This is a genomic window from Alkalihalobacterium alkalinitrilicum (assembly GCF_002019605.1).
In the GTDB taxonomy this organism is placed as follows: Bacteria; Bacillota; Bacilli; order Bacillales; family Bacillaceae_F; genus Alkalihalobacterium; species Alkalihalobacterium alkalinitrilicum.
Window position 1 is genome coordinate 3,796,519 of the sequence record NZ_KV917368.1, and the last position, 17,448, is coordinate 3,813,966.

26 protein-coding genes and 1 pseudogene are annotated in these 17,448 nt (G+C 37.2%); 19 read left to right on the forward strand and 8 right to left on the reverse strand.

The genetic code is table 11. The features are described 5' to 3' along the window. The 4 genes from BK574_RS18480 to BK574_RS18495 all read left to right on the forward strand — a co-directional run. Positions 1-594 (forward strand): LLM class oxidoreductase (locus tag BK574_RS18480; RefSeq protein WP_142248080.1); only part of this gene is annotated, 594 nt, incomplete at its 5' end. A gap of 37 nt (positions 595-631) precedes the next feature. Further along, positions 632-1,654, forward strand: coding sequence for an LLM class flavin-dependent oxidoreductase (locus BK574_RS18485; protein ID WP_078429590.1), 1,023 nt, complete (start codon positions 632-634; stop codon positions 1,652-1,654). Positions 1,655-1,797: 143 nt separating this feature from the next. Continuing rightward, positions 1,798-2,097 (forward strand): heme biosynthesis protein HemY, encoded by a 300-nt coding sequence (locus BK574_RS18490; RefSeq protein ID WP_078429591.1) that lies wholly within the window; start codon positions 1,798-1,800, stop codon positions 2,095-2,097. Between the two features lie 549 nt (positions 2,098-2,646). Next, positions 2,647-2,832 (forward strand): hypothetical protein, encoded by a 186-nt coding sequence (locus BK574_RS18495; protein WP_238458045.1) that lies wholly within the window; start codon positions 2,647-2,649, stop codon positions 2,830-2,832. A gap of 48 nt (positions 2,833-2,880) precedes the next feature. Here BK574_RS18495 and BK574_RS18500 read toward each other — a convergent pair whose 3' ends face one another. Continuing rightward, complete coding sequence (locus tag BK574_RS18500) at positions 2,881-3,561, reverse strand: Crp/Fnr family transcriptional regulator (protein ID WP_078429593.1); 681 nt, start codon at positions 3,559-3,561, stop codon at positions 2,881-2,883. 121 nt (positions 3,562-3,682) lie between these two features. On the opposite strand from BK574_RS18500, the gene BK574_RS18505 reads away from it, so the two are divergent. From BK574_RS18505 to BK574_RS18515, 4 genes are all read left to right on the forward strand, one after another. Further along, positions 3,683-3,940 (forward strand): glutaredoxin family protein, encoded by a 258-nt coding sequence (locus tag BK574_RS18505; protein ID WP_078429594.1) that lies wholly within the window; start codon positions 3,683-3,685, stop codon positions 3,938-3,940. Between the two features lie 23 nt (positions 3,941-3,963). Next, a complete protein-coding gene (locus tag BK574_RS27070; RefSeq protein WP_142247992.1) occupies positions 3,964-4,170 on the forward strand; it encodes a hypothetical protein in 207 nt (68 codons plus the stop codon). A 61-nt stretch (positions 4,171-4,231) separates the two neighbouring features. Then, positions 4,232-4,471 (forward strand): hypothetical protein, encoded by a 240-nt coding sequence (locus BK574_RS27630; protein WP_158211690.1) that lies wholly within the window; start codon positions 4,232-4,234, stop codon positions 4,469-4,471. Between the two features lie 154 nt (positions 4,472-4,625). Continuing rightward, entirely contained in the window at positions 4,626-5,066 is a 441-nt protein-coding gene (locus BK574_RS18515; RefSeq protein WP_078429596.1) for an OsmC family protein, read from the forward strand. Positions 5,067-5,303: 237 nt separating this feature from the next. Here BK574_RS18515 and BK574_RS27635 read toward each other — a convergent pair whose 3' ends face one another. The 4 genes from BK574_RS27635 to BK574_RS18535 form a co-directional block, all read right to left on the reverse strand. Beyond that, complete coding sequence (locus tag BK574_RS27635; protein WP_158211691.1) at positions 5,304-5,462, reverse strand: hypothetical protein; 159 nt, start codon at positions 5,460-5,462, stop codon at positions 5,304-5,306. 69 nt (positions 5,463-5,531) lie between these two features. Beyond that, the gene (locus BK574_RS18525; RefSeq protein WP_078429598.1) at positions 5,532-5,855 is read right to left on the reverse strand and encodes a thioredoxin family protein; all 324 of its coding nucleotides are present in this window, start codon (positions 5,853-5,855) and stop codon (positions 5,532-5,534) included. Between the two features lie 339 nt (positions 5,856-6,194). Further along, on the reverse strand, positions 6,195-6,284 hold the full coding sequence (locus BK574_RS18530; RefSeq protein ID WP_078429599.1) for a YjcZ family sporulation protein: 90 nt from the start codon (positions 6,282-6,284) through the stop codon (positions 6,195-6,197). Positions 6,285-6,583: 299 nt separating this feature from the next. Continuing rightward, positions 6,584-7,087 carry a peroxiredoxin family protein gene (locus BK574_RS18535; RefSeq protein WP_078429600.1) on the reverse strand — a complete coding sequence of 168 codons (504 nt, stop codon included), beginning with the start codon at positions 7,085-7,087 and terminating at the stop codon, positions 6,584-6,586. Between the two features lie 112 nt (positions 7,088-7,199). Between BK574_RS18535 and BK574_RS28875 the strand changes: the two genes are divergently transcribed. Next, on the forward strand, positions 7,200-7,334 hold the full coding sequence (locus BK574_RS28875) for a hypothetical protein (RefSeq protein WP_274379434.1): 135 nt from the start codon (positions 7,200-7,202) through the stop codon (positions 7,332-7,334). A gap of 237 nt (positions 7,335-7,571) precedes the next feature. On the opposite strand, the gene BK574_RS18540 is transcribed toward BK574_RS28875, so the two are convergent. Together BK574_RS18540 and BK574_RS18545 are read right to left on the reverse strand one after the other, a co-directional pair. Then, positions 7,572-9,035 carry an ATP-binding protein gene (locus tag BK574_RS18540; RefSeq protein WP_078429601.1) on the reverse strand — a complete coding sequence of 488 codons (1,464 nt, stop codon included), beginning with the start codon at positions 9,033-9,035 and terminating at the stop codon, positions 7,572-7,574. Positions 9,036-9,357: 322 nt separating this feature from the next. Continuing rightward, positions 9,358-10,386 carry a zinc-binding alcohol dehydrogenase family protein gene (locus BK574_RS18545; RefSeq protein WP_169917355.1) on the reverse strand — a complete coding sequence of 343 codons (1,029 nt, stop codon included), beginning with the start codon at positions 10,384-10,386 and terminating at the stop codon, positions 9,358-9,360. Positions 10,387-10,513: 127 nt separating this feature from the next. On the opposite strand from BK574_RS18545, the pseudogene BK574_RS18550 reads away from it, so the two are divergent. The 10 genes and pseudogenes from BK574_RS18550 to BK574_RS18600 all read left to right on the forward strand — a co-directional run. Next, positions 10,514-10,764, forward strand: a pseudogene (locus tag BK574_RS18550) (LytTR family transcriptional regulator); the annotation flags it as partial. A gap of 393 nt (positions 10,765-11,157) precedes the next feature. After that, positions 11,158-11,505 (forward strand): ArsR/SmtB family transcription factor, encoded by a 348-nt coding sequence (locus tag BK574_RS18555; protein ID WP_078429603.1) that lies wholly within the window; start codon positions 11,158-11,160, stop codon positions 11,503-11,505. 112 nt (positions 11,506-11,617) lie between these two features. After that, positions 11,618-12,397, forward strand: a complete 780-nt coding sequence (locus BK574_RS18560; RefSeq protein WP_238458046.1) for an LLM class flavin-dependent oxidoreductase — start codon at positions 11,618-11,620, stop codon at positions 12,395-12,397. 37 nt (positions 12,398-12,434) lie between these two features. Beyond that, positions 12,435-13,457: an LLM class flavin-dependent oxidoreductase gene (locus BK574_RS18565; RefSeq protein WP_078429354.1), complete on the forward strand. Its 1,023-nt coding sequence runs from the start codon at positions 12,435-12,437 to the stop codon at positions 13,455-13,457. A 142-nt stretch (positions 13,458-13,599) separates the two neighbouring features. Then, positions 13,600-13,899, forward strand: a complete 300-nt coding sequence (locus BK574_RS18570; RefSeq protein ID WP_078429353.1) for a heme biosynthesis protein HemY — start codon at positions 13,600-13,602, stop codon at positions 13,897-13,899. A gap of 146 nt (positions 13,900-14,045) precedes the next feature. Continuing rightward, on the forward strand, positions 14,046-14,558 hold the full coding sequence (locus BK574_RS18575; RefSeq protein ID WP_078430900.1) for a type 1 glutamine amidotransferase domain-containing protein: 513 nt from the start codon (positions 14,046-14,048) through the stop codon (positions 14,556-14,558). Between the two features lie 422 nt (positions 14,559-14,980). Then, positions 14,981-15,880 carry an aldo/keto reductase gene (locus BK574_RS18585; protein WP_078429604.1) on the forward strand — a complete coding sequence of 300 codons (900 nt, stop codon included), beginning with the start codon at positions 14,981-14,983 and terminating at the stop codon, positions 15,878-15,880. A gap of 167 nt (positions 15,881-16,047) precedes the next feature. Further along, the gene (locus tag BK574_RS18590; protein ID WP_274379465.1) at positions 16,048-16,290 is read left to right on the forward strand and encodes a MarR family winged helix-turn-helix transcriptional regulator; all 243 of its coding nucleotides are present in this window, start codon (positions 16,048-16,050) and stop codon (positions 16,288-16,290) included. 107 nt (positions 16,291-16,397) lie between these two features. Continuing rightward, on the forward strand, positions 16,398-16,631 hold the full coding sequence (locus BK574_RS18595; protein WP_078429606.1) for a hypothetical protein: 234 nt from the start codon (positions 16,398-16,400) through the stop codon (positions 16,629-16,631). Between the two features lie 34 nt (positions 16,632-16,665). Next, positions 16,666-17,025, forward strand: a complete 360-nt coding sequence (locus BK574_RS18600; protein ID WP_078429607.1) for a hypothetical protein — start codon at positions 16,666-16,668, stop codon at positions 17,023-17,025. Here the strand turns inward: BK574_RS18600 and BK574_RS18605 are convergent. Then, the gene (locus tag BK574_RS18605) at positions 17,004-17,330 is read right to left on the reverse strand and encodes a winged helix-turn-helix transcriptional regulator (protein WP_078429608.1); all 327 of its coding nucleotides are present in this window, start codon (positions 17,328-17,330) and stop codon (positions 17,004-17,006) included. The two genes, BK574_RS18600 and BK574_RS18605, sit on opposite strands and share 22 nt — an antisense overlap. Positions 17,331-17,448 lie beyond the last annotated feature (118 nt).

The following is a 17,448-nucleotide window of genomic DNA, read 5'->3' on the forward strand; positions in this document are numbered from 1 at the left end:
GCTTCAGGAGACCGCGATAAAGATTTCACAGCTTTGGGAATATCCAAGCTCGAAAGTGGAAGGCTGTTTAAAAAGAATTATGCATTCCTTGAACGGCTATTAAAGGAGGACAGTCCGACAATCAACAGCGATTTAGGCGTCATCGATGGAACGGATATGAGAATGATCCCCAAGCCTTTTTCCTCGATTCCGACCATGGTGACAGGATTCAGCAATCAATCGATTGAATGGATCGCCCAGAATGGGGACGGCTGGATCCATTACCCGAGGGCTATCCCACAACAAACTCAATTGATTAACGAGTATCGCGAGTTGTCGGAAATTCACGCCCCAGGAGTGTTTAAACCTTTCACTCAGACTTTATTTATTGATTTATCGGAAAATCCCGATGCGTTACCTGTTCCGATTCCTTTAGGATTTCGTGTAGGACGCAAACAGTTATTAGAAATTTTATATCAATTTCAATCCATTGGTGTCAATCACCTGGCTTTTGTTTTGTATTTTTCAAAGCGCCCTCCCGAGGAAGTCATACAGGAGCTTGGAGAGTTTGTGTTGCCTTACTTTCCGACTCATGAAATTCCAGTAGGAGATTAGTTTTTAATAAAATTGGATAAGGGAAGAAGATGAACTTATGTCTAAACATGCAATTAAACTAAACGAAATTCCATTCTCAGTGCTGGATCTTGCACCGATAACAGCCAGAAGTACTCCTGCAGATTCTTTCCGCCACACATTGGAACTCGCACAGCATGCTGAAAAACTTGGTTACAACCGTTTTTGGCTTGCTGAACATCATAATATGCCGTTCATCGCCAGTTCCGCCACTTCGGTGGTGATGTCCCATGTGGCAGCCGGTACATCAAAAATCCGGATTGGTTCAGGAGGAATCATGCTGCCGAATCACGCACCGCTCGTCATCGCTGAGCAGTTTGGCACTCTTGAATCCTTATATCCTGGGCGAATTGACCTTGGTCTGGGGCGGGCACCCGGTACAGATCAGGGGACTGCTCGTGCATTGAGACGCGACTTGGGAAGTACCGGAGATGACTTTCCTGAGCAATTAGCGGAACTCCGCGGTTACTTTGATCCATCCTTGGCACAAGGAAACCTAATAAAAGCGATTCCAGGTGAAGGTTTGAATATTCCAATCTGGCTGTTGGGTTCAAGCGGCTTCAGTGCGCAGCTGGCCGGAGAACTGGGTTTGCCATTCGCATTTGCCGCCCATTTCTCACCACTTAACACTCTGGGTGCTCTACAGATCTATCGCAAGGCGTTTAAGCCTTCGAATGTTCTCGATAATCCGTATGCGATGGTGGCATTGAATATCATTGCAGCAGAAACGGATAAAGAGGCAAAACTCCTTTTCACAACCCTGCAGCAGCAATTTTTGAATCTGATGAGCGGCAACCTTACACCGCTTCAACCACCAGTAGATGACATAAGCGAAGTGGCAAGTAGTTACCAAATAAATGCTCTTCAGCAGCAATTAGGTTCATCGATCATTGGCAGCCAGCAGACGGTGAAGGAAAAGCTGAAGACATTTGTGGAGGAAAGCCAGGCTGATGAAATCATGGCCATTGCCCAAGTTTACGACCACAAAGCTCGCCTGCATTCATACGAACTTCTGGAAGAAATTACAAAAAGCGAAAGGTAAAAAGGAGGACATCAGCAAGGAAACCTTCTTGATGATTTTTCTAAGGCATTGAATATGGATGAAACCGTGAGATCAGGTTATGAGATTGTTCACAGGATTCCTTAATTAAAAAGATAAAAGTTATTAGAATAGGAGACAATGATATGAACTGCAAAATTAATCGAAATGCTGCTAAAGTGCTGAAACAAATGTTGGAAAGTGAAGAGGCCGAAGGGAAAATGGTTCGTGTCTACATTACATTGGACCATGGGGACCATGCCCATTATGATGTAAAACTTGATACGCCCACGGACCATGATGAAATTGTGAAAACAGACAAAGGCATTGATGTTTTACTTGATAAAAGGGAACCGTTTTTAGATGGGGTTTGGATCAAGTATTTCTATGTGCCGCAAGCAGGATTTGACATCACGAATTCTTCCAAAGGGCATCACCATCATTAAACACGTGACAGAGCGATACTAAATGTTTTTATATCCTCATATATCTAGCAGTAACATATACTAAACACGGTAGATTACTTGTATTTATTGTGATAAATGAGAATAATACCAACGATGCTTTTACAAATTCAAGGGGGCTTATCATGATGAGCAAAAAAATCGCTACACTGCGGGTCTTGGGGACAGGTAATTCGACCCGTCTGCGCTTTAAAATATGAAAGTGCTGCACCATAGGAATAACAAAAACAAATTGAACTTCCACAAGTGAACGAACAATTGTCTTGGCCGAATAAAATAGGGGGGAAGATTCTCCTCAGCTATCAGCACAAGTTCAAAAAGAAGCACTAACACTACCTAAAGCTGCTTATTTTCGTAAATAATTTAGTCTATTAAAGTGTAAACGGGTCATAGTTCCTGTCCCCCCAACCCAGTCTAGGGAACAGTTAAGGTTTAAATAGAGTTATAAAAACGTAAGCGTCAAATAGTCCTCATCTTTTTAGTAGGTGGGGACTATTTGACGCTTACGATTCTAAAGGGAAAATAATCGGTGTGCATGGTGTTGGAAAAGGAGCTGGTGATTGGATGCAAACCATTATCTTTGCTATCACTCAAAAGCATAAGATTGGAGATCTCTCACAAATGATCTATCCGTATCCCAATCATGTAACAGCCGTTCAGCGTACAGCAGATTTATATTGGAGAGAGAAGTTATTTAATGGTGTATACCAAAACTAACAAAGTTTCGATAATAAACATCCTAACTAACGATTATAGTTGGGATGTTTATATTTCTTCTAATACCTGCTGTACTTTATCAGCATTAATGGACATCTTTATTCCCTTTTTTATAAATCCATCCTTTTTAAGTTGACTTAATATGGCACTTGTTGTTTCACGAGTTGACCCAATCATATTAGCAATATCTGCATGTGTAAGTTTCATGTTAATTGTTTGCCATTCTTTATTTCTTATTCCTGTTTTTTCACTTAATTTTAATAATAAATATAATAATCGATATTTGACGTCACTAAGAGCTATTTTCTCACTCAGACTATAAACTTCCTTTAAACGATTGGACAGAATATTTATAAATTTTAGAGCGATTTTTGGGTTTTTTTCAATGAACCTTTCAAAATCATTTTTTCCTATAATGCATAGGTAGGTATCTACCATTGCTTCGGCATAAATCTGATCATCTGTTAATGAGAGAGTTGAGGTTTCACCAAATATATTTCCTCCAGTTAGCACATCAACAGTAAATTGTTTCCCCTGATTGTTCATACGGTACAAACGAACTTGCCCTTCCTTTAACAAAAACAAAGCTTCAATTGGTTGATCGGGTGATAATATGAGAGTTCCTTTTTTTACTGGTTTCATGTCGCTTAATTCATCTATAACCATGAGGTCATCCATTGGAAGTTCATCAAATAAACTAATTTGTGAAAGTAATAATAATTTATCCATTTCTAAGCAATCCCTTCACCATTTTATAGAGCATTATACTTTTAAAAATGAAATTAACTGTAATTTAACTTACTGTTAGAATGCAAAATAAGCTGTAAAGTATATGTAGGAGGAATGAAAGGTGAAACTCATTTTATATACAATTGATGGCTGTATCAAATGTCATAGAGCAAAAAAATATCTCACAAAAAAAGATATACCATTTATTGAAAAAAATCTACTTCTAGATAAAGAAGCTGCATCACAGTTAAAAGAATTACTTGGAGAAATAGTGGCACCTGTTTTTGTCTCTGGAGCGAGCATTATTAATGGATTCGAAATATACAATTCTGAAAGGGAGAAGATGGATCAAGATGAATCCAATCAGTTTAAACGATAATATACAAAAAGGAGCAAAGGTTAATGGTCCAACAGAAAAAAGAAATGGACGAATTTCTTTTGTGTGCTGGAAACATGGGTGATTACTCACAAACACTATATCAAGTATCGAATGAAAGAGGTTCACCATTGGATTTATATGGGTATTATGCTAATTTTCATATCTTTTCTATCACAAAAGGTTGGTTGGATTTATATGATGGCTCCTCCCCTAATAGTAACACTATATGAACTCACAAAAAACAAGTCATTATTAAGAAAAAAACCAATACGATTAATATCATTGATGTTTTTGTCTAGTATTTGGGGTGTTATTTGCGTAGTTATTCTATATCATTTATTCAACGTTCCACTATGGGGTGTAGCAGGGGTTATTACTCTATCTATTCATTTAGTCTTTATGATCATTAAGCTAGAATTTCCTTCTGCAGCTGCTATAGCATTATTACCAACTATTATTCACCTTGAAAATCTTTGGTTCTATCAATACAAATACTGTTTGGTATATCTTTTTTCGTTTTATCAAGCCTGATTTATCTTCGTAAAGGAAAACTTAATTCCCGGGATTATATAAAAGAATTAAAAAATGAAATATAAAAATAGTAAATGTAATCGAGCTTACAGAAGATTTTTCGTATCAGATTTATAATAAATAATGTACCAAATAACTTAAGGAGGAATATTAAATGGCAACTAAAACAAAAGTACAGATTACATCAGAGTCCAAAGGGATGCAAACTGTGATAAATGCAGGAAAACATACAATTACAATAGATGAGCCAGCAGATATGGGAGGAAATGATACAGGGGCTGATCCATTAACAATACTACTATCTTCTCTTGCTGGTTGTGAAAATGTTATTGCAAACATGGTAGCTAAAGAAATGAGTTTTGATTTACAGGGGATTGAGTTCGATATAAAAGGGTTACTTGACCTTCGTGGATTAATGGGTGAAGAGGGAGTTAAACCATACTTTGAAAAAGTAACGATTAATGCGAAAGTCAAAACATCAGAGTCCCAAGAACGTGTAAATGAATTACAATCTAAAACTGATAAGCGTTGCCCGGTATTTACTACATTTGAGGCAGCTGGAATAGAGCTTGTACCTAATTGGGTAAAGGAATAATAAACAGTAAAAAAGCAATGCGACCATTTTGGGTTCGCATTGCTTTTTTATTGTTTATGTGAATTCATAAAACGTTTATCAATATAGTGCTTTATATTCCATGCAGCAGGATGAGATTGACCTGATGTAACTTTTACTTTTTTACTGACAGGATCCAATTCAATAATAGTATCCTTAATAAACTGTACAGAAGCCGCTGGGCATAGTTCTTCAATATTAATACGAATGTCATCTATATCACAAATTACCTTCTGTAAAACCTGAAAATATACCCGAGTAGTACTGATATTTATTAGGTGAAATAAGTATAATTTCATCAGGAATAGTTTCTTTTCGTAATGCACGAAGAATAGCGAGATGTGCATGACCACCCCCAATGAGTATTAATTCACTCATTAAAATCACTCCGTTAAAATAAGGTTAAATTGAAAAGGAGCCTCTTTAAAAGGAGACTCCATTACGGTTTTATGAGAAGTATTTTGAAAGGAATTCATTTACTTGATCAGGTGTTTTAGCATTTGCACTATGCAAGTGACCAAGTTTTTCACCGTTTTTAAAGACCAGTAAACTAGGTATCCCCATTACTTCATTTTTTTCTGAAACATTTGGAAAAGAATCTTTATCTATTTCATAAAAAGGAATATTATCAAATTCCTCCAAAACAGAAGGTAAAAAAGCCTCCATTCTTTTACAATCTGGACACCAACTAGCAAAAAATTTTACAACTACAGGATTTTCACTATTAATTACTTCGTTAAATTTTTGTTCTGAATCAATTAATATAAGCATATAAACTTCTCCTTTATTAATTCAAATTTTCGGATACAGGTATATTAAGCTTTGAGGGGAGCTTAAATACCAATGCTACAAGGATAGAAAAGAAAATGTGAGTTCCGAGGTTTATTAATTGTTGAGGTGCTAAAGAGTTAGTATGGTTTGCCCATTCCCATCATCTCTGCAATCTCAGCTATCATACTCAACATTTGCATCATAATATTGTAGTACCTTTATCTTACAGGAGTGGTGATAATATTTATGTAATCTCGATTACAAAACAGAATAATCGTTATATTGTTGTTATTTAAAGCGAAACCGTCTATGGAAAATAGACAGTTCACTTGTAACCCCTTAGTGTCCAAATGCACTTACACCGACAATGATAAGCAAAATGAATAAAACTACGATTATGGCAAAGCCACCACCATGAAATCCACTCATATAAATTCACCCTATAGCTTTCTATGATATCTTTTTTAAATTTGTATAGGTACATGTATAAGAAAGTTAATTCTGTAAGGTAGTTTACAAAACATTAGTGGATTTTATTTTGAAATTGTAACTGAGAACGTTGTTAAATAACGGAAAATTAGGCGTATATAAGACCGAATTAGGCTTTATAGCGATATTTCACTTCATAATACTTTGCAAGATTTAAAGGGGGGGGTTACTATGAATCGATGGTAAACAAACATATGAAAGAGCAGATACTGATTTTGTCTGCTCTTCGGTAATTGTTACTATTTCAAATTTTTTCCAATGTACTGTACGATTTTTCTTAATTCAGTTGATGTAGGTCGTCCAAATGGACTTGTTTGTTTTTGTTGATAAAGCAAATTTCCTTTTTCATCAACTAAGAAGTAAGCAGGTTCACCATGCGCTCCATGGTCTTCATATGGTGCATCATCACTATGATAAAATACGTCAAATAACTTTAGTGCTTCTAGATCCTCATCAGATAAAACTGGAAAAGATAACTGATGTTCTTCTACCATTTTTTTTAGGTTACCAAGTGTATCTGTAGAAATAGTGACTAGGTGAACATTCTTGCTTTTAAAAAATCCTTTATTTTCTTCTAAATCTTTTAAGTCTTGAACACAAACAGGACACCATGCACCTCTAAAGAAAATAATTAGATGCCAATTTGGATGCTCTTTTTGATGCGATTCAAAAGATAATTCATCACCAGAAACAGAAGGTAGAGTAAAGTCTGGTATCTTGTCTCCTAATGAAAATTTGGACAATGAAAATCCCTCCTTGTTAATTTTCGGATTATGTTAAGACACTCTATATAGTATCTTGATTTTAAAATTATATATGTATGGATCCCCTAGAAGAGTAAGCAATTATCAAATCATGGCATTTATTGAGAATAAAAAGTTACACCCAGAGCTTATATTTGAAGTAGGAGTTAGGGGAGGTTTGGAAACAGCTAAGTTATTTAAGGAGAAACATATTTTGAATGTGAATATAGAAAAGCATTCAGTATAACTGGTCTCAATGCTCACTTTTTTGCCTCTTAAATAACCACGGTGAACCTTATCACAAATAGGTTGTGGTTGGACTTAAAATATAATTAGCGCATGATAATAAGAAGAAATTCATTTTTTAGAAAATGATGTTTGTGACGTTATGGAACATCCTTGAGGGTAAAGAGAGAGATTGATAAATAAAGTTTTGAGATATTACTTTCTGTATAACAAGGAACTATTCGGTTTCTCCTTTGTTTTAATTTGTATTTACTTGTAATTGTTCATACCCTTCTTTTTCTGCATGACCTAATAAGTATAGGAAAGCAAAGGCGGGGATACGGATAATTTTTGTACTTGTCTCGTGCTTTGTCATTCCATAATCATCGTCGTTACGGGTAACAATGATTGCCCCTTTCGTTTGTTTGTCATTTGCCCATTCTACAATCGCTTCATTTTTAGAAATAGTAGAGTTTTGTCTGTATTTCACTTCAATAATCGTTCTACCAAACGGGAAAGATACAATAATGTCAATTTCCTTTTGGGTTTTTGCATCTCGAAAATAGCCGATAGTAGGGTGTTGGTCGTAAAAGAATGTATGGATATGTTTGTATACAGCAGTTTCAATAATGGTTCCCATTTCTAATGGATCGGTTAAAACTTCCTCTCCCAACATGAGAACAGCGTTTCGAATAGCAGGATCAGCCAAATAGATTTTTGGTTTCGATTTTAAAATTTTCTTCCCTTTTAGTTCAAAAGGTTTACTCATATAAATTAAGTTGGCGTGTTCAAGAAGCTCTAAGTAATTACTAATGGTTGGTCTAGAAACGCCAATTTCTTTGGCAATGGTTTCCATAACAACAATATTTCCACTTGTCATACACAAATACAAGAAAATCTTCTCGAATTCAGATACATTACGTATATTAAATAAAGAGACAATATCACGCTTGATGACTTTATCGACTACATCTTCTCGAATGATTTTTTGAGCGAATGGAATATCATGTGTCTTTGCTACTTCTGGAAAACCACCAATTAAGAGATATTGGTGAAAGTGTTTCTGCAATGGCTGTAAGGCAAGCATTATAGCAGTTAAATCAATTTCAGATAATTGACTTAATTGAGTTGGTTTAATATTTTGTGGTAGTTTTGGTTGAGTTGCACCAATCAATTCTATATATTCATAAAAGGAGAGCGTTGGTATTTTAATCTGTGTCCACCTTCCAACACCGCTTTCACTCATTTTTGAAACGAGTATAGGACTTGCTGAACCTGTCGCCATTATTTTATAAGAAGGGTGCTGATCGTATAATGTTTTTAGCCATGTATCCCAATCTGTGGCGTACTGTATTTCATCAAAAAATAAAAATAAATCTTCTGATCCCTGAGAAATATTATTCTCAAACACTTCAAGAATATCGCCAATCTCACATAATTTAAGCATAGGATGATCAAATGAAATATACAAAATTTGTTTAGGTGAAGAATGTTCAAGTATATCACCAATCATTTGGTACATAATCGTGGTTTTTCCTACACGCCTTGGTCCAGACAAGATGACTTCACGTCTGATTTCTGTATGATAAAAATACTTTTTCGCTTCATAAAATGCTAATCGTTTGACAGGTTTTATAAAGTCACGAGGAATTTGTCCGCTATTCCACCAAGGGTTGAAACCTAATAAAACTTTTAATATTTTTTCTTGAGATATAAAGGACACCAAAATCACCCCTTCAACAAACTTAATTATATTTTATACTTATTTAGTAAAATTTTAAAGTATACTTTATATTTTTACCGAAAAAACTAAAATATAAACCAAAAAGCAAAGAAAACAGCATAGGTAAGTTGATTTTACCAATGCCGTTTTTGCCTCTTAAATAACCACGGTGAACCGTATCATAAGTAAAAGAAAGTTTCTTTGTGTAATTAAAGCCGGCTGCGATCAGCAGTCGGCTTTATATTTATATCCAATTGCAATTATCGAATCACTGATTTATCGGGAAATCTCATTGTTTTTTATATTCTCTGCAAACAGGTTTTTAAACAAAACCTTCTAGTACAATTTTACCAATCGTCCTATTGCTCTCCAAAAATTTGTGGGCTTGACGGAGATTTTCTGCTGAGATCGGTCCAAGGACTTCGGCCAGTGTTGTCTTTAATTTTTGATGGTCCACAGCATCAGCAATACGATTAAGCAATAGATGCTGCTCAATCATATCATCTGTCTCGTAAACAGGGCGAGTAAACATAAACTCCCACACGAAGGTGACGCTTTTTTGCTTAAGCAATTTGAGGTCCAGCGGAGAGGCTGGATCATCAATTGCGCACACAACTCCTTGCGGAGAAATAGCTTCGCTAATACCGGCCCAGTGTTTTTCCAAAGCATTCAGGCAAAAAATGTACGGAACGTTTGTAAATCCAATTGCTTGAAGTTGTGGAAGGAGCGGGTCATGGTGATTAATGGTATAGTCCGCTCCCATTGATTTAACCCAGCTAACAGTTTCCGATCTGGAAGCAGTCCCGATTACAGTAAGCCCCGCTTGTTTTGCAAGCTGAGTGGCAATGGAACCTACACCCCCGGCTGCACCAATGATCAGCAGAGCCTTTCCTTTGTTAGGGCCTGGATCTTGGGAAATAGACATTCGGGTAAATAACGCTTCCCAAGCTGTAATTGAGGTTAGGGGAAGAGCTGCGGCTTCCACAAAACTTAAGGAACCAGGTTTGCGCCCAACGATTCGTTCATCGACCAGATGGTATTCACTGTTTCCGCCTTGTCGTGCAATACTGCCAGCATAAAAAACTTCATCTCCCGGACGAAACAATGAACAGTCCGGCCCTGTCTCTTCGACGACTCCTGCTACATCCCAACCTAGAATTTTAGGAACTTCCTCAACTCTTTCCTTAGGAGCTCGTACCTTTGTATCAACAGGATTGACCGATATGGCCGCAACTTTGACCAAAATGTCACGACCCGTTGCTTTTGGTTTTTCTACAACTACGTCCACCAGGCTTTGGGGATTGTCAATTGGAAGGTAACGAGTTAATCCTACCGCCTTCATTGTATTCATGATGAACCACATCCTTTCCTTATTAGTATACCCGTTATTAGTAATGGCTTAAAATAATTACTATTAGCCTATAGTTTCTAAGCATCAGTGAAATTTAGTGTTAATATGTGAATGAGGTGTTAATAGTATGGAAGATATAACCTTAAGTTCACTGCTGGACGTCATTGGTGAATTATTTTCGGATACAAAAGAATATATCTACTATCGGCCAAGTAAACGAATTGATTTGAAAATTAGCGCCGGAGATCCTATAAAGGAACGATTGCCCATAAAGCAATGGTGACGAAGCAAAAGGTCTCAGAGTTTTTTAACAGGGATATTTTTGGTATTCCTTATCTTGGAACGGCCGTACCATTTTTATATAATGAAAATCTTGAGTAGGGGCATCGTCTTTTTATTTTGCTAAAGGAGAGATGTCATTTGAAAAAATCAGCTGTTAAAGAAGATACGGCAATAGGTCTGTACGAAGATGGAATATTAAACAAGACCGATACCTTGTATCAAATAGAGAAGTGTATAAGCTAAAAATAATGGAATAAGTTCAAAGATGGAGTGGCGGAACCGTCGAAAAAACCTGTTATTTGCAGGTTTTTTAGTGGTCTTTTTTAAGATGGAAGCATTTAGCCGTATCTCCTTCGAAACAAATCATTTGATTTGGAAGGACCAGATGGCTAATCTATTAATATCGGGAATTACCGATTTGGCATGATGCTTTCAGATCATCTATCCAGCTTCCATTGGGATAGTGATAATTGATATAGAAAGAGGCAAATGACATTGAAGCAGGAATCGGAACGCTTAAATGATGAACAAGCCGTTGAAATTTTTAAGGCATTGTCGAACCAGACGAGGGTGAGCATTCTTCAAATGTTAAAAGATCCCGACAGTCATTTTTCACCGCAAGCCCATATTATTGCTGATGAAGGATTTGAAGGCGGGGTTTGCGTAGGGGATATCCGAAGCAAGGCGGGGATTTCGCAATCCACTACTTCACAGTATTTATCGATTTTGCTGCAAAGCGGACTTGTTGAAATAAAGCGAATCGGACAATGGACATATTATCGCCGTAATGAGGAGACGATTAAAAAGTTCGAAAAATACATTGGTACAAAAATATAAGGAGAATTGAAGTGAGTTTATTACAGCATCGAGCATATAACAGGTTGTACCAAAGGATAAAATGACGCTTGGTTTCGCGGCATTGTGGCTTCGGGACGTTACGATTCAGAATTTGAATATTGATGATAATGGTCAAATGTTTGATGTATGGATTTATTTAACCTATCTTGCGGCCCATACCAAGGATATTGCACTTGGGACGGCTAGTGTGGTCCTCCCTCTGCGCCACCCTGTCAGAGTTGCAAAGGAAGCATCATCTATTGACCAGTTGTTTCCCGAACGGCTGATCATGGGAGTGGCTTCAGGAGACCGCGATAAAGATTTCACAGCTTTGGGAATATCCAAGCTCGAAAGTGGAAGGCTGTTTAAAAAGAATTATGCATTCCTTGAACGGCTATTAAAGGAGGACAGTCCGACAATCAACAGCGATTTAGGCGTCATCGATGGAACGGATATGAGAATGATCCCCAAGCCTTTTTCCTCGATTCCGACCATGGTGACAGGATTCAGCAATCAATCGATTGAATGGATCGCCCAGAATGGGGACGGCTGGATCCATTACCCGAGGGCTATCCCACAACAAACTCAATTGATTAACGAGTATCGCGAGTTGTCGGAAATTCACGCCCCAGGAGTGTTTAAACCTTTCACTCAGACTTTATTTATTGATTTATCGGAAAATCCCGATGCGTTACCTGTTCCGATTCCTTTAGGATTTCGTGTAGGACGCAAACAGTTATTAGAAATTTTATATCAATTTCAATCCATTGGTGTCAATCACCTGGCTTTTGTTTTGTATTTTTCAAAGCGCCCTCCCGAGGAAGTCATACAGGAGCTTGGAGAGTTTGTGTTGCCTTACTTTCCGACTCATGAAATTCCAGTAGGAGATTAGTTTTTAATAAAATTGGATAAGGGAAGAAGATGAACTTATGTCTAAACATGCAATTAAACTAAACGAAATTCCATTCTCAGTGCTGGATCTTGCACCGATAACAGCCAGAAGTACTCCTGCAGATTCTTTCCGCCACACATTGGAACTCGCACAGCATGCTGAAAAACTTGGTTACAACCGTTTTTGGCTTGCTGAACATCATAATATGCCGTTCATCGCCAGTTCCGCCACTTCGGTGGTGATGTCCCATGTGGCAGCCGGTACATCAAAAATCCGGATTGGTTCAGGAGGAATCATGCTGCCGAATCACGCTCCGCTCGTCATCGCTGAGCAGTTTGGCACTCTTGAATCCTTATATCCTGGGCGAATTGACCTTGGTCTGGGGCGGGCACCCGGTACAGATCAGGGGACTGCTCGTGCATTGAGACGCGACTTGGGAAGTACCGGAGATGACTTTCCTGAGCAATTAGCGGAACTCCGCGGTTACTTTGATCCATCCTTGGCACAAGGAAACCTAATAAAAGCGATTCCAGGTGAAGGTTTGAATATTCCAATCTGGCTGCTGGGTTCAAGCGGCTTCAGTGCGCAGCTGGCCGGAGAACTGGGTTTGCCATTCGCATTTGCCGCCCATTTCTCGCCACTTAACACTCTGGGTGCTCTACAGATCTATCGCAAGGCGTTTAAGCCTTCGAATGTTCTCGATAATCCGTATGCGATGGTGGCATTGAATATCATTGCAGCAGAAACGGATAAAGAGGCAAAACTCCTTTTCACAACCCTGCAGCAGCAATTTTTGAATCTGATGAGCGGAAACCTTACACAGCTTCAACCACCGGTAGATGACATATCCGAAGTGGCCAGCAGCTACCAATTAAAGGCTCTCGAGCAGCAATTAGGCACATCGATTGTTGGCAGCCAGCAGACGATAAAGGACAAGCTGCATACATTTTTGGAGGAGAGCCAGGCTGATGAAATCATGGCCATTGCCCAAGTTTACGACCACAAAGCTCGCCTGCATTCATACGATCTTCTGGCAGAAATTACAAAAAGCAGAAGGTGAAAAGGAGGACATCAGCAAGGAAATCTTCTTTGATGATTTTTTAAGACATTGAATATGGATAAAACCGTAGATCAGGTTATAAGGTTGTTTACAGGATTCCTTAATTAAAAAGAAAAAAGTTGTTAGAATAGGAGATAATGATATGAACTGTAAAATTAACCGAAATGCTGCTAAAGTGCTGAAACAAATGTTAGAAAGTGAAGAGGCTGAAGGGAAAATGGTTCGTGTGTACGTTACACTAGAGCATGGGGACCATGCCCATTATGATGTAAAACTTGATACGCCCACGGACCATGATGAAATTGTGAAAACAGACAAAGGCATTGATGTTTTACTTGATAAAAGGGAACCGTTTTTAGATGGGGTTTGGATCAAGTATTTCTATGTGCCGCAAGCAGGATTTGACATCACGAATTCTTCCAAAGGGCATCACCATCATTAAACACGTGACAGAGCGATACTAAATGTTTTTATATCCTCATATATCTAGCAGTAACATATACTAAACACGGTAGATTACTTGTATTTATTGTGATAAATGAGAATAATACCAACGATGCTTTTACAAATTCAAGGGGGCTTATCATGATGAGCAAAAAAATCGCTACACTAATAACAGACTTATTTGAAGATGTAGAATTCACAGAACCAGCACAGGCATTTAAAGATGCCGGTCATCAAGTGATCACAATCGACATACAGGCTGGAAAAGATATTACTGGTAAAAAAGGTGAAACAGTAAAAATAGATAAAGGAATCGGGGAAGTTAATCCTCAAGACTTTAATGCTTTACTAATCCCTGGCGGCTTCTCTCCTGATTTATTACGTGAAGATGACCGTTTTGGTGAATTCGCAAAAGCATTTATACAAGAAGGTAAACCTGTTTTTGCCATTTGCCATGGTCCACAAGTATTAATTGATACAGACCTATTAAAAGGCGTCGACATAACAGGTTTCAAATCAATAAGGAACGATCTCAAAAATGCAGGTGCTAACTACAAAGATGAAGAAGTTGTGGTAAGCAATAATATTGTAACAAGCCGTGTTCCGGATGACATTCCTGCCTTTAATCGTGAATCCTTAAAATTATTAGCTGAATAATAGGTACTGAATAGTATCGTTTTAGAAATAAATTTTACAATGAATGATCAATACAAAAAAGGTTTTAAGAAGGAAGGGTTTTACTATGTCATTAATGGTAAACGAGTAGTTCAACGGCATTGCACAACAGCTCCCCGTTGGACGGATTGCAAAGCCGGACATAGCTGAAACCTATGTATACCTTGCTAAAAATGGTTTTACTACTGGGACGGCTGTTCTTATTGGTGGTGGAGCTCACTTAGTATAATGGCCTAAATGGATGTTGAACCGAAACTTACCACCCTACCAAGCAGCAGTTCTAACTAAAATAGAAATAAGGTAAGAATAGAGTGATTTACTGGTGGCAATACTACAAAAGAGTATTGGCGCCTTTTTTGTTCATTAGGTACATAAAAAAATACAAAAGGAAGTGTTGATTTTTAATGAGTGTACAGGACGAAAATAAAGTAACAAAAATAAAAAATTCCCTTGAAAGTCGTGTAGTTACATTGCCTGATGGAACTTCTCTACCAAGAATAGGACAAGGAACTTGGTACATGGGAGAAAATCCTCAAATGAGAGAAAGGGAAATCAAAGCTTTACAACTCGGAATAGAATTAGGCATGAAACTAATAGATACGGCGGAAATGTATGGTGATGGCGATTCTGAACGCTTAGTAGGTGAAGCAATTAAAGGACGTAGAGATGACGTCTTTTTAGTATCAAAGGTGTATCCTCATCATGCAGGATTAGATATGATTGCCAAAGCGTGTGAAAACAGTCTAAAAAGGCTGGGAACCGATCATCTTGATTTGTACCTTTTACACTGGCGAGGACGTGTGCCATTAGCAGAAACCATTGAAGGAATGGAAAAGCTACGCAAGGAAGAAAAAATAGTAAGGTGGGGAGTCTCCAATTTTGATACCGATGATATGAAAGAGTTATGGAACACCACTGGCGGAAAAAATTGTATGACTAATCAAGTGTTATATCATCTTGGTTCAAGGGGTATAGATTATGATCTCTTACCATGGCAGCGAGAACATCACATGCCTATTATGGCATATAGCCCGCTAGCTCAAGGAGGTTCATTAAGAAGACAATTGTTAACGGATCCAACCATTAAAGAGATTGCAGAAAAATACGCTGTACAACCCTTACAAATTGCTCTCGCTTGGACAATCCGTTCTAACAATTGTCTAGCTATTCCAAAAGCTGTTCAAGAAGAACATGTACTAGCAAATGCAAAAGCTACTATAATTGAATTAACAAAAGAGGATTTAAATAGACTTGATGAAGTATTTCCGCAACCGACTAGAAAAATGCCTTTGGACATTATATAGAAATTTTAGAGGATAGACAAAGAGAGAGGGGATTGAATGTGTATGTCAACAGAGGTATTGGAAGATTTACTCCAGATGCAGCTAAAACCGCTTGTATGAAAATTAGCTTCTATCTTATCCAATGCAAAGCAACTTAAATACAAACTCCTTGTGGTCAGTCGATTTCAATATCTGAAGCACATACAATAATGGAAATTCAGTTAAATCAGGAAGTTACACAATCAGATTTAACGCAGATACTAAATTTAGAAAAAAGTACAGTAAGTCGTTTAGTTCAACAGTTGGAGAAGAAAGATTGGTTAAAACGTAAAATAAGTCCAAAAGACCAGCGAATGAAAATACTGAGATTAACTGAAAAGGGACAAAAAATATGCGCAACGCTTGGAAACCTCTCGAATAGAAAAGTTTAATAGTATATTAGCTAATATACTTGAAAATAGGCATAAAGAAGTTATTCTTGCCCTGGAATTACTTATCCAAGCATAACCCCAAGAAAAGATTAGTAGAGGAGTAGAATATGAATAGAACTATAATAATGTTAACCTTGTTAATTCCTTTTGCTCTAACAGGATGCTTTTCATCAACGGAAAAAGAAACTTCTAACGAGGCTGAAGTTGTAACAAGCCCCTACGTAGAGCTAACAAGTCAAGAAATTAATGCCTTACCAGAAGGGAGGATACAAGCTTTACTTAATGGAGCAGGAGCTGGTTATGCTATGTCTGCTGAATTAAGAGCTATCCTTACCTTATGAACAAAAGAAAAAAACAGAAGAACTCTATAATAGGATGAAAGAAGAAGCACAGATGATTGGGGAACAAATCGTCAATTTAGAACTTCAACTTGAAAATGCCTTTAGATCAAAGGCGATTACAAAAAAAGAGGTAGATAATATGACAAATCAAATTTCTATCTTAGATGGAAAATTAAGAAGTGTACATATAAAAGCACATATCGATATGTGTTTCTCACAATTCACAATATTATTGAAACCTATCCTGATTAAAAGTGTATACCATACCCTTTTTATAGTTTTAATAAAAAGAGACAATATACTCTTTATTATGTCTCAGATATCTTTTAAATTTTTATCATCAATTTCAGGATGCTTTGATTGGATATATATTTATTTTATAACTTCCATATAATTTTTTCCCCATTTATACATCATTTTTAATATAGGTATTAGACTTTCTCCATGCTCTGTTAATGAGTATTCTACACGCGGAGGTACCTCAGGATACACTTTTCGAGTAATCAGTTGATCCTCTTCTAATTCACGTAGCTGGTTTGTTAGCATTTTTTGTGTAACGTTTGGAACTAGCTTTTTAAGCTCGCTAAATCGCTTTGTGCCATCATTTCCTAAATGCCAGAGAATGATCAGCTTCCATTTCCCTCCTATAACAGATAAGGTTAGTTCCTTTTCACAATTAATAGCTGTATGATTCATCATTTTTTACTACCAATACTCATGTTGCAAACCTCCTTATTTAAAGACTACATAAGTGAAATATATCGATAGGTGAATACCGAATACTGAACTGTGCATAATAAAATTAATAAAAAGTGAT